The sequence below is a fragment of the Microbacterium sp. P2_F9 genome (assembly GCF_056403635.1).
The window spans coordinates 16,258-29,230 of the sequence record NZ_JBFUFC010000028.1 but is presented as its reverse complement, the minus strand read 5'-3'; the positions used below and the strand labels follow the sequence as shown (position 1 = coordinate 29,230).

13 protein-coding genes are annotated in these 12,973 nt (G+C 70.6%); 7 read left to right on the top strand and 6 right to left on the bottom strand.

Going from position 1 to position 12,973, the window contains the following annotated elements; all coding sequences use genetic code 11:
- The 3 genes from AC1DVT_RS04960 to pcaH all read right to left on the bottom strand — a co-directional run.
- Window positions 1-609 (bottom strand): lyase family protein (locus AC1DVT_RS04960; RefSeq protein WP_477387018.1); only part of this gene is annotated, 609 nt, incomplete at its 3' end.
- 46 nt (window positions 610-655) lie between these two features.
- A complete protein-coding gene (pcaG, locus tag AC1DVT_RS04955) occupies window positions 656-1,225 on the bottom strand; it encodes a protocatechuate 3,4-dioxygenase subunit alpha (RefSeq protein WP_477387016.1) in 570 nt (189 codons plus the stop codon).
- The gene (gene pcaH, locus AC1DVT_RS04950; protein ID WP_457099547.1) at window positions 1,225-2,034 is read right to left on the bottom strand and encodes a protocatechuate 3,4-dioxygenase subunit beta; all 810 of its coding nucleotides are present in this window, start codon (window positions 2,032-2,034) and stop codon (window positions 1,225-1,227) included. Before pcaH ends, pcaG begins: the two co-directional genes overlap by 1 nt.
- A 122-nt stretch (window positions 2,035-2,156) precedes the next feature.
- Here pcaH and AC1DVT_RS04945 point away from each other — a divergent pair, with 122 nt between their 5' ends.
- The 3 genes from AC1DVT_RS04945 (at window position 2,157) to purU (ending at window position 5,139) form a co-directional block, all read left to right on the top strand.
- Window positions 2,157-2,909: an IclR family transcriptional regulator gene (locus tag AC1DVT_RS04945; protein ID WP_477387014.1), complete on the top strand. Its 753-nt coding sequence runs from the start codon at window positions 2,157-2,159 to the stop codon at window positions 2,907-2,909.
- Between the two features lie 99 nt (window positions 2,910-3,008).
- A complete protein-coding gene (locus AC1DVT_RS04940; RefSeq protein WP_477387012.1) occupies window positions 3,009-4,190 on the top strand; it encodes a 4-hydroxybenzoate 3-monooxygenase in 1,182 nt (393 codons plus the stop codon).
- Window positions 4,191-4,266: 76 nt separating this feature from the next.
- Window positions 4,267-5,139, top strand: a complete 873-nt coding sequence (gene purU, locus AC1DVT_RS04935; RefSeq protein WP_477387010.1) for a formyltetrahydrofolate deformylase — start codon at window positions 4,267-4,269, stop codon at window positions 5,137-5,139.
- Window positions 5,140-5,141: 2 nt separating this feature from the next.
- Here the strand turns inward: purU and AC1DVT_RS04930 are convergent, their stop codons facing one another.
- Together AC1DVT_RS04930 and AC1DVT_RS04925 are read right to left on the bottom strand one after the other, a co-directional pair.
- Window positions 5,142-6,074, bottom strand: a complete 933-nt coding sequence (locus AC1DVT_RS04930) for a serine hydrolase (protein ID WP_477387008.1) — start codon at window positions 6,072-6,074, stop codon at window positions 5,142-5,144.
- A gap of 96 nt (window positions 6,075-6,170) precedes the next feature.
- Window positions 6,171-8,198, bottom strand: a complete 2,028-nt coding sequence (locus tag AC1DVT_RS04925; RefSeq protein ID WP_477387006.1) for a M13 family metallopeptidase — start codon at window positions 8,196-8,198, stop codon at window positions 6,171-6,173.
- A 117-nt stretch (window positions 8,199-8,315) separates the two neighbouring features.
- Between AC1DVT_RS04925 and AC1DVT_RS04920 the strand changes: the two genes are divergently transcribed.
- The 4 genes from AC1DVT_RS04920 (at window position 8,316) to AC1DVT_RS04905 (ending at window position 12,303) form a co-directional block, all read left to right on the top strand.
- Complete coding sequence (locus tag AC1DVT_RS04920; RefSeq protein ID WP_477387004.1) at window positions 8,316-9,641, top strand: MATE family efflux transporter; 1,326 nt, start codon at window positions 8,316-8,318, stop codon at window positions 9,639-9,641.
- Window positions 9,642-9,761: 120 nt separating this feature from the next.
- Complete coding sequence (locus AC1DVT_RS04915; RefSeq protein WP_477387002.1) at window positions 9,762-9,953, top strand: hypothetical protein; 192 nt, start codon at window positions 9,762-9,764, stop codon at window positions 9,951-9,953.
- A gap of 158 nt (window positions 9,954-10,111) precedes the next feature.
- A complete protein-coding gene (locus AC1DVT_RS04910; RefSeq protein WP_477387000.1) occupies window positions 10,112-11,083 on the top strand; it encodes a saccharopine dehydrogenase NADP-binding domain-containing protein in 972 nt (323 codons plus the stop codon).
- A complete protein-coding gene (locus AC1DVT_RS04905) occupies window positions 11,080-12,303 on the top strand; it encodes an NAD(P)/FAD-dependent oxidoreductase (protein WP_477386998.1) in 1,224 nt (407 codons plus the stop codon). The genes AC1DVT_RS04910 and AC1DVT_RS04905 overlap by 4 nt, the downstream gene beginning before the upstream one ends.
- Window positions 12,304-12,309: 6 nt before the next feature.
- On the opposite strand, the gene AC1DVT_RS04900 is transcribed toward AC1DVT_RS04905, so the two are convergent.
- Window positions 12,310-12,945, bottom strand: a complete 636-nt coding sequence (locus tag AC1DVT_RS04900; protein ID WP_477386996.1) for a TrmH family RNA methyltransferase — start codon at window positions 12,943-12,945, stop codon at window positions 12,310-12,312.
- Window positions 12,946-12,973: the final 28 nt, after the last annotated feature.

The following is a 12,973-nucleotide window of genomic DNA, read 5'->3' as shown; positions in this document are numbered from 1 at the left end:
GGCCTCGGCCCCGGCGATCTCGACGAACGACGCGAGCGTGCCGGCCGCACCGCCGAGCTGCGCCGGGAGCGCGCGGGCCGCGGCATCCAGTCGCCCGCTCGCCCGGCGGATGCCGCGCAGCCAGGTCGTCGCGCGCAGCCCGACCGTGGTCGGCACGGCGTGCTGGGTCAGCGTGCGGGCTGCCGCGACGTCGTCCCGATGCGCGGCGGCGAACGACGCCAGAGCGGCTTCGAGGTCGCCCAGGGAGGACAGGATCCGGTCCGCCGCCGCGCGGCTGATAACCATCAGGGCGGAGTCGAGGATGTCCTGGCTCGTCGCCCCTCGGTGCACCCAGAGGCGCGCCTCGGCGGGCACGCGTTCTGCCAGCTGCCCGACGAGCGGGATCACCGGGTTGCCTCCGGCGACGGATGCCGCGGCCAGCGCGGCCGGGTCGATCCCATGTCCGTCGGCGAAGGCCTCGTCCACGGTCGCGACGACCGAGGCCGGCGCGACGCCGACCGCCCCGTACGCGCGCACCAGGGCGACCTCGACGGTGACGAGCGCGTCGAGGATCGCGGCATCCGTCACTTCGTCGTCGTACCCGACCGTGATCGGTGACAGCAGTCCCACTCGTGCCTCCAGGGTGTCCGCGTGATCGCTCAGCGGCGTGGGCGGGTCAGAACGTGAGGAAGACGGTCTCTTCGTCGCCCTGCAGCCGGATGTCGTGGTGCAGGTGACCCTCAGCGGTGCGGGTCGCGATGAGCGTAGCGCGCTCGTCCGGCTCGAGGGACGCGAGCAGCGGGTCGGCGGCGAGGCGGGCTTCGTCCTCGGGCAGGTAGATGCGGGTGTGCAGCTTGTCCGGCAGGCCTCGGGCGAAGACGATCACCGCGAAGAACGGTGCGCCGCCGCCGATCGAGCCGGGATTGCGGGTCCAGAACTCGTAGCGGCCCTCGTCGGTGGTCGCCGCGCGGCCGAAGCCGGTGAAGCTGTGGTCGTCGCGGCGGAACGCGCCGCGCGACCGCGGGACGGTGCCATCGGAGTCGGCGCCGAAGATCTCGATGACGGCATCCGGGATCGGCGCGCCGGCGCCGTCGAAGACCGTGCCGCCGACCACGATCGCACCGGGGCTGTGCGGGAAGGCGACCTCGTGCTTCTTCGCATAGTCGAGGCCGAAAGCGAAGAAGGGTCCGACCGTCTGCCCTGGGCTCGGCAGGTGGGTCTTCTCGGGAACCGTGTTCTCGGCCATCAGTGGTCTCCTTCCTCGGGCTCGAACCAGGTGGCATCCGGGCCGTCGACCACGATGTCCCAGCGGTAGCCCATCGAGAACTCCGGAACCGTGAGGTCGTGGTCGTAGTGCCCGATGAGCCGGTCGCGGTCGGCCTGCCGGCGGATCGTGTTGTAGATCGGGTCCAGGGGAAAGAGCGGGTCGCCCTCGAAGTACATCTGCGTGACGATGCGCTGCGTGAAGCTCGACCCGAACACCGAGAAGTGGATGTGCGCGGGCCGCCACGCGTTCACGTGGTTCTTCCACGGGTACGCCCCGGGCTTGATCGTCGTGAACTTGTATTCGCCGTTGTCGTTCGTGACCACGCGGCCCGCRCCGGTGAAGTTCGGGTCGAGCGGAGCGGGGTGCTGGTCGCGCTGATGGATGTAGCGCCCCGCGGCGTTGGCCTGCCACAGCTCGATCAGCTGGTTCGCCAGCGGCCGCCCCCACGAATCCAGCAGGCGGCCCTGCACCGTCATCCGCTCGCCCTGCGGCTCGCCGGTGTGCTGCAGGGTCAGGTCGGACTCGATCGCGGCGACATCCCGCTGCCCGAACGCCGGAGACCACAGCTCGATCGTCTCGGGGTCGACCAGCTTCGGGTTCTTCGTGGGGTGCCGCAGGATGCTGGAGCGATACGGCGGGAAGTCGTGGAGGGTCGGCGCCACCCGCTCACCGGCCGCCTCACGGGCGTCCGCGGCGGCGTGGCAGTCGATGATCTCCTGAGTGATCTCGGCCTGGGAGAGCTGGTCAGGCGAGGCGAGCAGGCTCTCCGGCGCAGCGGCTGGGGTCATCGGCGTCTCCTTCGAGGTCGATCGCGCACCGGCACGATTGCAAGGGGCCACCTATGGTCCCCCGGGAGCGAGGCCGCCCGCACCGCGATTCCCATCCAATGGGAGTCGTGTCATCCTTGCTCATGGCCAATTCGACCTCCGGCGACTCCGTCACCGACCGGCTCGTGCGCGTGCTCGAGACCTTCACCCCGACGCGGACCGTGCAGACCGCCGCCGAGATCGGGCGCCGCGCGGGGCTGCCCGGCTCGAGCGCGCACCGGATCGTGGGCGAGCTGGTCGACGCCGGGCTGCTCGAGCGCGACGACGACCGCCGCATCCGCATCGGCATGCGGCTGTGGGAGCTGGCCACCCGCTCGTCGCAGGCGCTGCGGCTCCGCCAGGCCGCGATGCCGGCGATGGAGCGGGTGCAGGCACGGGTGCGGGAGCACACGCAGCTGGCGATCCTCGAGCAGGACGAGGCGCTCTTCCTCGAGCGGCTGAGCGGGCCGGGCTCGGGTTCGAACGTCACCCGGATCGCCGGGCGACTGCCGCTGCACGCGTCGTCCTCGGGGCTGGTGCTGCTCGCGTTCGGCGACCGCGACCTGCAGGAGCGCGTCCTCGCGGCACCGCTCCTGCCACTCACCCGCGAGACGATCACCGACCCGACGGCGCTGCGCCGCAAACTCGCGGAGGTGCGTGCGCTCGGGCACGCCGTCGCCCGGGGCTTCATCGAATCGGTATCGACGGGCGTGGCCGTCCCGGTGCGCGACGAGACCGGCGCGGTCGCCGCCGCGCTGTCGGTCGTCCTGCGGCGAGACGACCCGGTCGAACCCGCCCTGGTCGAACTGCACGCCGGCAAGCGCGAGATCGAGCGGTCTCTCGGCTTCCGCGGGTGAGAGCACTTTCCCGTTCAATGGGATCGCAGGGCGGATCGAGCCGGCTGTGATCGCACACTGGGGTTGCGGCATCCGCTGCCATCCGTCGAAGGAGACGCCTTGACCGCCACCATCCGCACCCGGGTCGCCATCGTCGGCGCCGGCCCAGCCGGCCTGCTGCTCTCGCACCTGCTCGCCCAGTCCGGGATCGCGTCGATCGTGGTCGACCAGCGGTCGCGGGAGCAGATCGAGAGCACGATCCGCGCGGGCATCCTCGAGCAGGGCACCGTAGAACTGCTCGACACGCTCGGCGAGTTCAGTCGTGCGCGCACCGTCGGCACCCGGCACGACGGCATCGAGCTGCGCTTCGCCGGCCACGGTCACCGCATCGACTTTCCGGGTCTGGTGGGACGCAGCGTGTGGCTGTACCCGCAGCACGAAGCCCTGAAGGACCTCATCGCCGCGCGTCTCGCCGGAGGCCAGGACCTGCGCTTCGGTGTGACGGTGGAGCGGGTCGAGGATGCCGAGAGCACCCTGCCCCGCGTCGTGGCCACCGACGCGGACGGCCAGCACTACGTGATCGAGGCCGACTTCGTCGTCGGCGCCGACGGCTCGCGCAGCGTCGTCCGCCCGGCGGTGGCCGGCTCGTCGACGGGCGGCTACTTCCGCGAATACCCGTTCGCGTGGTTCGGCATCCTCACCGAAGCACCCCCGAGCGCTCACGAGCTGATCTACAGCAACTCCCCCGACGGGTTCGCCCTGATCAGCCAGCGCAGCCCCACGGTGCAGCGGATGTACTTCCAGTGCGACCCCGAAGCCGACCCGAATGCGCTGTCGGATGCCGAGATCTGGGACATGCTGCAGGCCCGCGTGCCCGGCACGACGCTCACCGAGGGTCCGATCTTCCAGCGCGACGTCCTCCGCTTCCGCAGCTTCGTGGCACACGAGCTGCGCCGGGGCCGCGTGGCGATCGTCGGGGATGCCGCCCACACCGTCCCGCCGACGGGCGCGAAGGGGATGAACCTCGCGGTCGCCGACGTGATCATCCTCGAGCGGGCATTGCGGGCGCTGCTCCTCGACGGTGACGAGCGGCTGCTCGACGCCTTCCCGGAGAAGGCGCTGCACCGCATCTGGAAGGCGCAGCACTTCTCCTGGTGGATGACGAGCATGCTCCACGTGGCACCGGATGCCTCGGACTTCGACCGCCGCCGCCAGCTCGGCGAGCTGCGCTCGGTCGTGGAATCCGAGGCGGGCCGCACCTATCTGGCCGAGGCCTACACCGGCTGGCCGCTGGAGGTCTGACCGCCCCCGATTGCGCGCACGGGTTCGGCACGGGCCAGACTTGAGCGAGGCTGATACTCGGCTGGAGGAGCTCCCGATGACACTGCACCACGAATCCCTGCGCGATCACGCGTGCCTGATCGTCCACGGCCCCGACAAGGCCGGACTCGTCGCCGCGGTCACCGCCCTGATCACCCGCAATCAGGGGAACATCGTCACCCTGGACCAGTACTCCGACAATCCGCAGGGCGGGGCGTTCTTCCAGCGGGTCGTCTTCAACCGGCCGAACCTGACGGCGGCCCTCCCCGAGATCGAGGCAGACCTCGCCAAGACCCTGACCCCGTATGGGATGGAGTGGAAGCTCACCGATCAGTCGGTTCCGAAGCGGATGGCGATCCTCGCGTCGACGAGCGACCACTGCCTGCTCGAACTGCTGTGGCGGCACCGCCGTGGCGAACTGCCCGTGACGATCCCGATGGTCATCTCGAACCACACGAACACCGCCGAGGATGTCCGGTCCTTCGGCATCCCGTTCTTCCACGTGCCCTCGCAGGGGCCGGACAAGTCGGCGGCCGAGGCGAAGATCGTCGAGCTGCTCAAGGGCAACGTCGACTTCGTCGTGCTCGCCCGGTACATGCAGATCCTGTCGGACACGTTCCTCGAGGATGTGGCGGTGCCGGTGATCAACATCCACCACTCGTTCCTGCCCGCCTTCGTCGGGGCCGCCCCGTATCGCAAGGCCAAGGACCGCGGCGTGAAGCTCATCGGCGCGACCAGCCATTACGTCACGAAGGACCTCGACGAAGGTCCGATCATCGAGCAGGACGTCGCACGGGTCACCCACGCGATGACCGCGTCTGACCTGCAGGCGCACGGCGCCTACGTCGAACGCGCCGTGCTGTCGCGCGCGGTGCAGTGGCATGCCGAGGACCGCGTCATCCGACACGGCAACCACACGATCGTCTTCTGAACCTAGAAGACGTACTCCATCAGCTCGACCCCGAGCGTGCGGAAGACCTCGTGCGCGCGCAGGCGATGCGCGATGGACAGGTCGTCGAAGCACACGATCAGCGCATACGACACCCCGGCCCGGGGCCCGGCCAGCACGCCCGCCTCGACGCGGATGCCGGCATCCCGACCCGTCTTGTTGATGAAGAGCAGCCCGTGCTCGTCGTTCTCGTGGGAGAACGGGTCGAGGCCGGTCGCGGACGCGACGAGCGACAGATCGTGGTTGAGACTCAGCCACTCGGCGACCTGAGCGCTCACCCCGGGCGAGACCGCGTGCCCGTTCACCAGCGAGGCGAACACGTCCGCGAGCTCGCGCGCCGAGCCGAGCGCGAAATGCGGCGCATCGTCGGGGCCGCGCTCATCGCGGAAGCGATCGAGCAGGGCCGACCTCGACAGGCCGAGCTGGTCGATGCGCGCCCGGACCGCTTCGAGGCCGACGCGCGCCAGCAGGGCGTTCGCCGCAGTCGCGTCGCCCGTCGCGGCCGCCAGCACGGCGAGGTCCTGCAGCGGGAGCGCCGGCGCCTTGAGGTGCTGCCAGACACCCCCGACCGCGACCGGCTTGACCGAGGTGCGCTCGATGATCTCGAGCGGCTCGAGCGTGCCCGCCTCGAACCCCGCCGCGACCTCGATGAGCAGCGGCACGATGCCGAGGCCGGCGATGGGGAGGGTCTCGAAATCATCGCCGGAGAGCACGGTCGTGCCGCGGTCGAGGTCGTTCACCCGCACCGAGACACGAGCTCCGGACGAGGCGAGCTCGTCGAGCGCCTTCAGGGTCGAGGTGAAGGATCGGCGGCCGACGGCGGCCCGACGAGGCAGACGCCGCGCACCTCGGCGCAGTCCTCGGGGTTCCTGAGCGGACGACGCAGGTGCATCGATTGGCTCAGGGGGCGTGCCCACGAAGATGCTTCCTTTCGTGCGGGTGATCCGACGCTGCGATGCGTCGCGATGAAGCGGATTCTCCACCCGGCCGGGGGTCCGGGGGAGGCGAGATGGTCACCAGATGGTGACGCGCTGATCCTCCGGCAGCCAGAGTGCGTCCGCGTCGGTGACGCCGAAAGCATCGTAGAACGCGTCGATGTTGCGGACGATCTGGTTGCAGCGGAACTCGTTGGGCGAATGCGGGTCGATGGTCAGCAGGCGGATGGTCTCGGCATCCCGACCCTTCTGCTGCCAGATCTGYGCCCAACTCAGCAGGAGGCGCTGGATGCCGGTGTACCCCTCGATCTCGGGTCCGGTCGCTCGGGTCGCTGAGCCTGTCGAAGCGTCCCCGTCCGACCCTTCGACAAGCTCAGGGACCGACTCTTTCCCGAGGCTCAGCTCGTACGCCTTCAGCGCGATGCCCAGGCCGCCGAGGTCGCCGATGTTCTCGCCGATCGTGAGCGCGCCGTTGACCTTGTTCTCTTCGGCCAGGCCCTGCGGAACGAGCGCGTTGTACTGCGCGATGAGCGCCGAGGTGCGCTTCTCGAAGGCTTCGCGGTCGGCATCGGTCCACCAGTCGCGCAGCGACCCGTCGCCGTCGAAGCGGCTGCCCTGGTCGTCGAAGCCGTGGCCGATCTCGTGTCCGATGACCGCGCCGATGCCGCCGTAATTGGCTGCGGCATCGCGGTCGGCGTCGAAGAACGGGTACTGCAGGATCGCTGCGGGGAAGACGATCTCGTTCATGAGCGGGTTGTAGTACGCATTGACGGTCTGCGGCGTCATGTACCACTCGTCGCGGTCGATCGGCTTGCCGATCTTGTCGAGCTGGCGGTCGTGCTCCACCACGTGCGACCGGCGGATGTTGCCGACGACGTCGGTGGGGTCGATCTCGAGCGCCGAGTAGTCCTTCCACTTGACCGGGTAGCCGATCTTGGGCGTGAACGCGTCGAGCTTCGCCAGCGCGCGCTCGCGGGTTTCTGGACTCATCCACTCGAGCTCGGCGATCGACTGCCGGTAGGCCTCGATGAGGTTCGCGACGAGGACGTCCATCGCCTCCTTCGCGGCCGGCGGGAAGTGCCGCTCGACGTAGACGCGGCCGATCGCCTCGCCCATCGCCGCTTCGGCGAGACCCACCGCACGCTTCCAGCGCTCGCGGATCACCGGCACGCCGGAAAGCTGCGTGCCGTAGAACGCGAAGTTCTCATCGACGAAGTCGTCCGACAGGAACGTGGCCGCGCCGTGCACGATCGAGAAGCGCAGCCAGTCCTTCCACTCCTCGAGACGATCCTCGACGAGGAGGGTGCCGAGCCCTTCGACGAAGCTCGGCTGGCTCACGACGACCTCGGCGAATGCCTTGGCATGGTCGGGCGCGAGGCCCTCGAGCCAGGGTCCGAGGTCGATGCCGGCGAGCGCCTGCACCTCGTCCCAGGTCTTCAGGTTGTAGGTCGCGACGGCGTCGCGGCTGCGCACGTTGTCCCAGTGGTGGGTGGCGAGCTCCGTCTCGAGGGTCGTGATGCGGTCGGCCGCGGCCGCGGGCTCTGCGACGCCCGCGAGCTCCAGCATCCGCTCAACGTGGCCCCGGAAGACGATCCGCGTCTCGGCGAAGTTCTCCAGCCGGTAGTACGACTCGTCGGGAAGCGACAGTCCGCCCTGGATGAGGAACGGGACGTAGCGGGTCGGGTCGCCCGGGTCGGGCTCGACGTAGAGCAGGGCGATGCCGCCGACCCCATCGCGCTCGAGCGCGCCCACCGTGCGCAGCAGCGCCGGGATCGAGTCGATCGCGTCGACGGCGGCGAGCTGCTCGGCGAGCGGTGCGGCGCCGGCCGCGGCGATGCGGTCGGTGTCCATGAAGCTCGTGTAGAGGTCGCCGATCTTGCGCGACTCGGTGCCCGGCTCGGCATCCTGCGACTCTTCGACGATCGCGCGGACGTCCTTCTCGGCCTGCTCGGCGATGAGGTGGAACGAGCCCCAGCGCGCTTTGTCGTCGGGAATCTCGGTGCGTTCCAGCCACGCGCCGTTGACGTGGCGGAACAGGTCGTCCTGGGGGCGGATCTCAGCGCTCAGATCATCGAGCATGAGACCGGATCGGGGGGCCTCGGTCATTGCTCAAGGATATGTCCCCGGGCGCACCGCACCACCCGAACGGGGACGGATCGCAAGCCGTGACCGCATCGTGATCCGAGCGGATGCCGCGCCCGCGGATCCTCGTAGGCTCTGAGGGTGACGAGCCCGGGCCAGACCCTCAACCGCGACATCCTGCGGCTCGCCGTGCCCGCGCTCGGGGCGCTGATCGCGGAGCCCCTCTTCCTCATCGTCGATGCGGCGATGGTCGGCCACCTGGGCGTGACGCAGCTCGCCGCGCTCGGGATCGCCTCGGCGGTGCTGCAGACCATCGTCGGGCTCATGGTGTTCCTCGCCTACTCGACGACCCCGGCGGTCGCGCGGCGCTTCGGCGGCGGCGACCTCACCAAGGCGGTCTCGGTCGGCATCGACGGGATGTGGCTCGCGCTCGGACTCGGCGCCGGGCTGGCGCTGGCCGGCTTCTTCGCGACCCCGCTGCTCGTGGGCCTCTTCGGGGCGACGCCCGAGGTCGCCAGCGAGGCGATCGTCTACCTGCAGATCTCGGTGTGGGGCCTCCCCGCGATGCTCGTCGTCTTCGCCGCGACCGGGCTCCTGCGCGGGCTCCAGGACACCGTGACCCCGCTGTGGATCGCGGGCGTGGGGTTCGGGGCCAATGCGCTGCTCAACCTGATGTTCATCTACGGCCTCGGCTGGGGGATCGCGGGGTCCGCCGCCGGCACCGTCGTCGCCCAGTGGGGGATGGTGGCCGCGTTCGCGGTCGTCGTGGGCCGGCTGGCACGCCGGCACGAGGCATCCGTCCGTCCCCATCGCGAAGGCGTGCGCGGCTCGGCCCGGTCAGGCGGATGGCTGTTCCTGCGCACGGTGTCGCTGCGGGTCGCGCTGCTCGCGACCGTCGTCGTGGCGACCGGGCTCGGCACGGAGGAGCTGGCCGGCTGGCAGGTGGCCTTCACGATCTTCTCGACCGCGGCCTTCGCGCTCGACGCCCTCGCGATCGCCGCGCAGGCGCTGATCGGCAAGGGCCTCGGTGCTGATGATCGAGGCCTGGTGCGCCATGTGCTGGGCCGCACGCTTGCCTGGGGGGCATGGTTCGGCATCGCGGTCGGGCTCGTGATCGGGGCCCTCTCCGGTGTCATCGGACTGCTGTTCACCGGGGATGCCGAGATCGCCGCCCTCGTGCAGCCCGCGCTCATCGTGCTCGCCGTCGCCCAGCCGCTCTGCGGCGCGGTGTTCGTGCTCGACGGCGTGCTGATCGGCGCGGGCGACGGCCGCTACCTCGCGGTGGCGGGCGGTCTCAATCTCGTGCCGTACCTGCCGTGCCTCGTGCTGATCGCGGCGCTGCACCCGACCGGCGCCGCCGGGCTCGCGTGGCTCGCGCTCRCATTCTTCGGGGTGTACATGCTCGCCCGCCTCGCGACCCTCGGCTGGCGCGTCCGCGGCGCCGCCTGGATGGCCGTCGAAGTCTGACCGTTCCTCCCCAGTCGGAGCCCGGGTGGAGGAGTCGACCGAGTCGGCCGTGGTGCGCTTCGCGCGTGACGGGGCTGGCACACTCGGCGCATCCCGGCCCACAATGGAAAGGTGCTCTCGATGACCGAACCGCAGGTGTGGACGGTGATCGGCGTCTTCGCCGCAGCCTTGTTCGGCATGCTCACGATCGTCTCGACGCTGTTCGTCCACGTAGTCCGGAGCGAGATCGGCCGCATCGACGTGAAGATCGACAACCTCGATCGCGACGTTCAGGCGCTCATGCGCCACACCTTCGGCTTCGACCGCGACTAGCGGTATCAGGGCGGCTCCTTGCTGCTCCTCGCTCATATGGCGCGCACTCCGCGACGCTGGAGAGAGAGCATGTCGTGTCCGGAGCCTTCGCCTTCACCGTTCACCCACGAGCACGACTTCGCGAGGATCTGGCCCGTGCGTGGCGTCCTCTGGGGATCGTGCCCGAGGCCGTGTACGACACGGCTCTGCGGCGACTGCCACTCCCGCCGGTGACGATGGCGCGCGTGCAGATCGGCGGCGAGCGGGTCGGTCACGTGATCCTCGTGCCGTTCGGCGCTCGGCACCTGCTCGCGGATGTCACGGGCGGAAGGCGTCGCGTGCACCAGGCGGTGGACCGCGCCGTCGCTCTCGGAGCAGACGTCGTCGGCCTCGGCGCCCTCACCGCGACCGTCACCGCCGGCGGCGCGACGCTGCGCGAGCGCACCGACATCGCTGTGACGAACGGCAACGCCTTCACCGCTGCGATCATCGAGGACCAGATCCGGATGCTGCTGCCCCTGGTCGCGGCACGCACCCGGCAGCCGCACATCGCCATCGTCGGCGCGAGCGGCAGCGTCGGCTCGGCGGTCACGAGACTTCTCGCCCGCGACCCCGCAGGCGCGCGCGTCACGCTCATCGCGCGCACCGCGCCTCGCCTCAAGGCACTCGCGGCCGACATCGCCGACAAGATCGACGTGTCGGTCGCCCACACGATGGACGCGGTCCGCGACGCCGACCTGATCGTGCTTCTGACGGCATCCGCCGACGCCCTTCTCGGCGCCGAGCACCTGGCCCCCGGAGCCGTGGTGCTCGACGCCACACAGCCACGGAACACGTCCCCGAGCCTTGCCGCAGAGCGACCGGACGTGCTCGTGGTGGATGGCGGCATCGTCTCGATCCCGAGCCTGCGAATCACGGGCGGCGAGATCGGACTGCCCGACGGCCGCTCCTACGCCTGCTTCGCCGAGACGGCGATCCTCGCGCTGACCGGCCACCAGGGTCACTTCTCGCTGGGAAATCCCACGCTCGCGCAGATCGACGCGATCCGCGAGCGAGCCGCGTCACTCCGCCACCTGGGATTCCACGCGGCCGAACCCACCAGCTTCGGCAGACCGGTCACGATCGAGCCGCGCACGGCGGTGATCGTATGAACCGCATCGTGCTGCTGGGCGGCGGCTATGTCACGCTCCACGTCTACGCGAACCTCGTTCGTCGTCTGGGCCGCGACGTGCGGCGCGGGAACGTCGAGATCGTCGTGATCTCCGCCGATCACGCACATCGGTTCCACGGCTTCACCGGCGAGCTCATCGCGGGCATGATCGGCCGAGACCGCCTCGCCACCCCGCTCGCCGAGGTGATGCCGCTCGCGCGCATCATCGTCGGCCGTGCCGTCGACATCGATGCCGACCGACGTCGCGTGTCCTACCGCGCCGGCGACGACGCCACCGTGACGACCCTGCGCTACGACCAGCTGGTCATCGGGACGGGCGCCACAGAGCCGACGACGGATGTCGCGGGCCTCAGCCGCCACGGGTACACGCTGCGCGGACCCGGCCAGATCGGCATTCTCGCCGACCACCTGGAATCGGTGCCCGGCTCGCCCGTGGTGGTCGCCGGAGGCGGCGTCGCCGGCGTGGAGCTCGCCGCCGCGATCGCCGATCGCGGCCATCCGGTCACCCTGGTGCACGCCGCCGACCACGTGGCGAGCGAATGGGATGACCAGCCCAGGCTGGTGGCACGGGCGCGGGCCGAGCTCGCCCGGTCGGGCGTCACCGTGCTCAACGACCGCCGGCTGGTGGAGGTCACGCCGACTACCGCCCGCGTGTCCGACGGCAGCGTGCTGGAGTGCGGCACCGTCGTGGCCACGACAGGCCAGCGCCCGGTGCAGATCCCCGGTCTCGATCGCTGGCGCGACGACCGCGGCCGGCTGCGCACGCAGCGCACGCTCGCCGTCACGGCGGGCGTGTGGGCCGCGGGTGACGCGGCGCGCGTCCGGCACCCGGTAACGGCGCAGGCGATGCCGGCCAACGCGCTGTGGGCCATCAAGGGCGGTGATCACATCGGGCGTGCCATCACCCGCGAGCTGCGCGGCCGCCGAGCAGCCCGGTTCGGCTACCGCGGACTCGGCCGCGCCGCCTCGCTCGGGTTCGGAAAGGGGATCGCCGAGCTGTACGGCATCCCGTTCACCGGCGCCTCCGCCTGGCTGCTGCGGCTCGTGTTCTTCCTGCGCTTCATGCCATCCCGGCGCCGCGCGGCGGGAGTCGTCGCCGACCTCGCGCGCTTCGTGCTGACGCCGCTCGATCAGCGCACCGACCCCATCACCCGGAGCAGCAGCCCTGCGGGAGCGACCCTCGCGCCGCGACAGGCGTGACCGGGCTCACGCCCAGCGGCGGCACCACTCGTACATCACGACGGCCGCGGCGGCGCTCGCGTTCATCGAGCGCGTCGAGCCGTACTGCGTGATCTCGACGACTCCGGATGCCGCGGCCAGCGCCTCCGGCGAGAGCCCAGGACCCTCCTGACCGAACAGCAGCACACACCGCTCGGGCAGCTCGGCGCGGTCGACCGGCACCGAGCCGGGCACGTTGTCGATCGCGAGGATCGGCAGGGACGCGGCATCCGCCCACGCGGCGAAGGCCGCCACGTCTTCGTGGTGACGCACGTGCTGGTAGCGGTCGGTCACCATCGCGCCGCGGCGGTTCCAGCGCCGCCGCCCGATGATGTGCACCTCGGCGGCGAGGAAGGCGTTGGCGCTGCGGACGATCGACCCGATGTTGGAGTCGTGCTGCCAGTTCTCGATCGCGACATGGAACGGATGCCGCCGCTCATCGAGATCGGCCACGATCGCGTCCATCGACCAGTACCGGTACGGATCGACGACATTGCGCGCGTCGCCGTTCGCCAGCAGCTCGGGGTCGTACCGGGGGTCGTCGGGCCACGCCGCCGGGCCGCCCGGCCACGGACCGACGCCGTACGGGAGCTCCGGCTCGACGTGGGGGTGCTCCTCGGTCATCGGGCCAGGTTAGGGCACCGGGATGTGT

Excerpts from the sequence above, each read along its gene's own strand:
- purU (WP_477387010.1), top strand. The coding sequence starts at position 4,267 with ATGACACTGCACCACGAATCCCTGCGCGATCACGCGTGCCTGATCGTC.
- AC1DVT_RS04905 (WP_477386998.1), top strand. The coding sequence starts at position 11,080 with ATGAACCGCATCGTGCTGCTGGGCGGCGGCTATGTCACGCTCCACGTC.
- AC1DVT_RS04915 (WP_477387002.1), top strand. The coding sequence starts at position 9,762 with ATGACCGAACCGCAGGTGTGGACGGTGATCGGCGTCTTCGCCGCAGCC.
- pcaG (WP_477387016.1), bottom strand. The coding sequence starts at position 1,225 with ATGGCCGAGAACACGGTTCCCGAGAAGACCCACCTGCCGAGCCCAGGG.
- AC1DVT_RS04945 (WP_477387014.1), top strand. The coding sequence starts at position 2,157 with ATGGCCAATTCGACCTCCGGCGACTCCGTCACCGACCGGCTCGTGCGC.
- AC1DVT_RS04900 (WP_477386996.1), bottom strand. The coding sequence starts at position 12,945 with ATGACCGAGGAGCACCCCCACGTCGAGCCGGAGCTCCCGTACGGCGTC.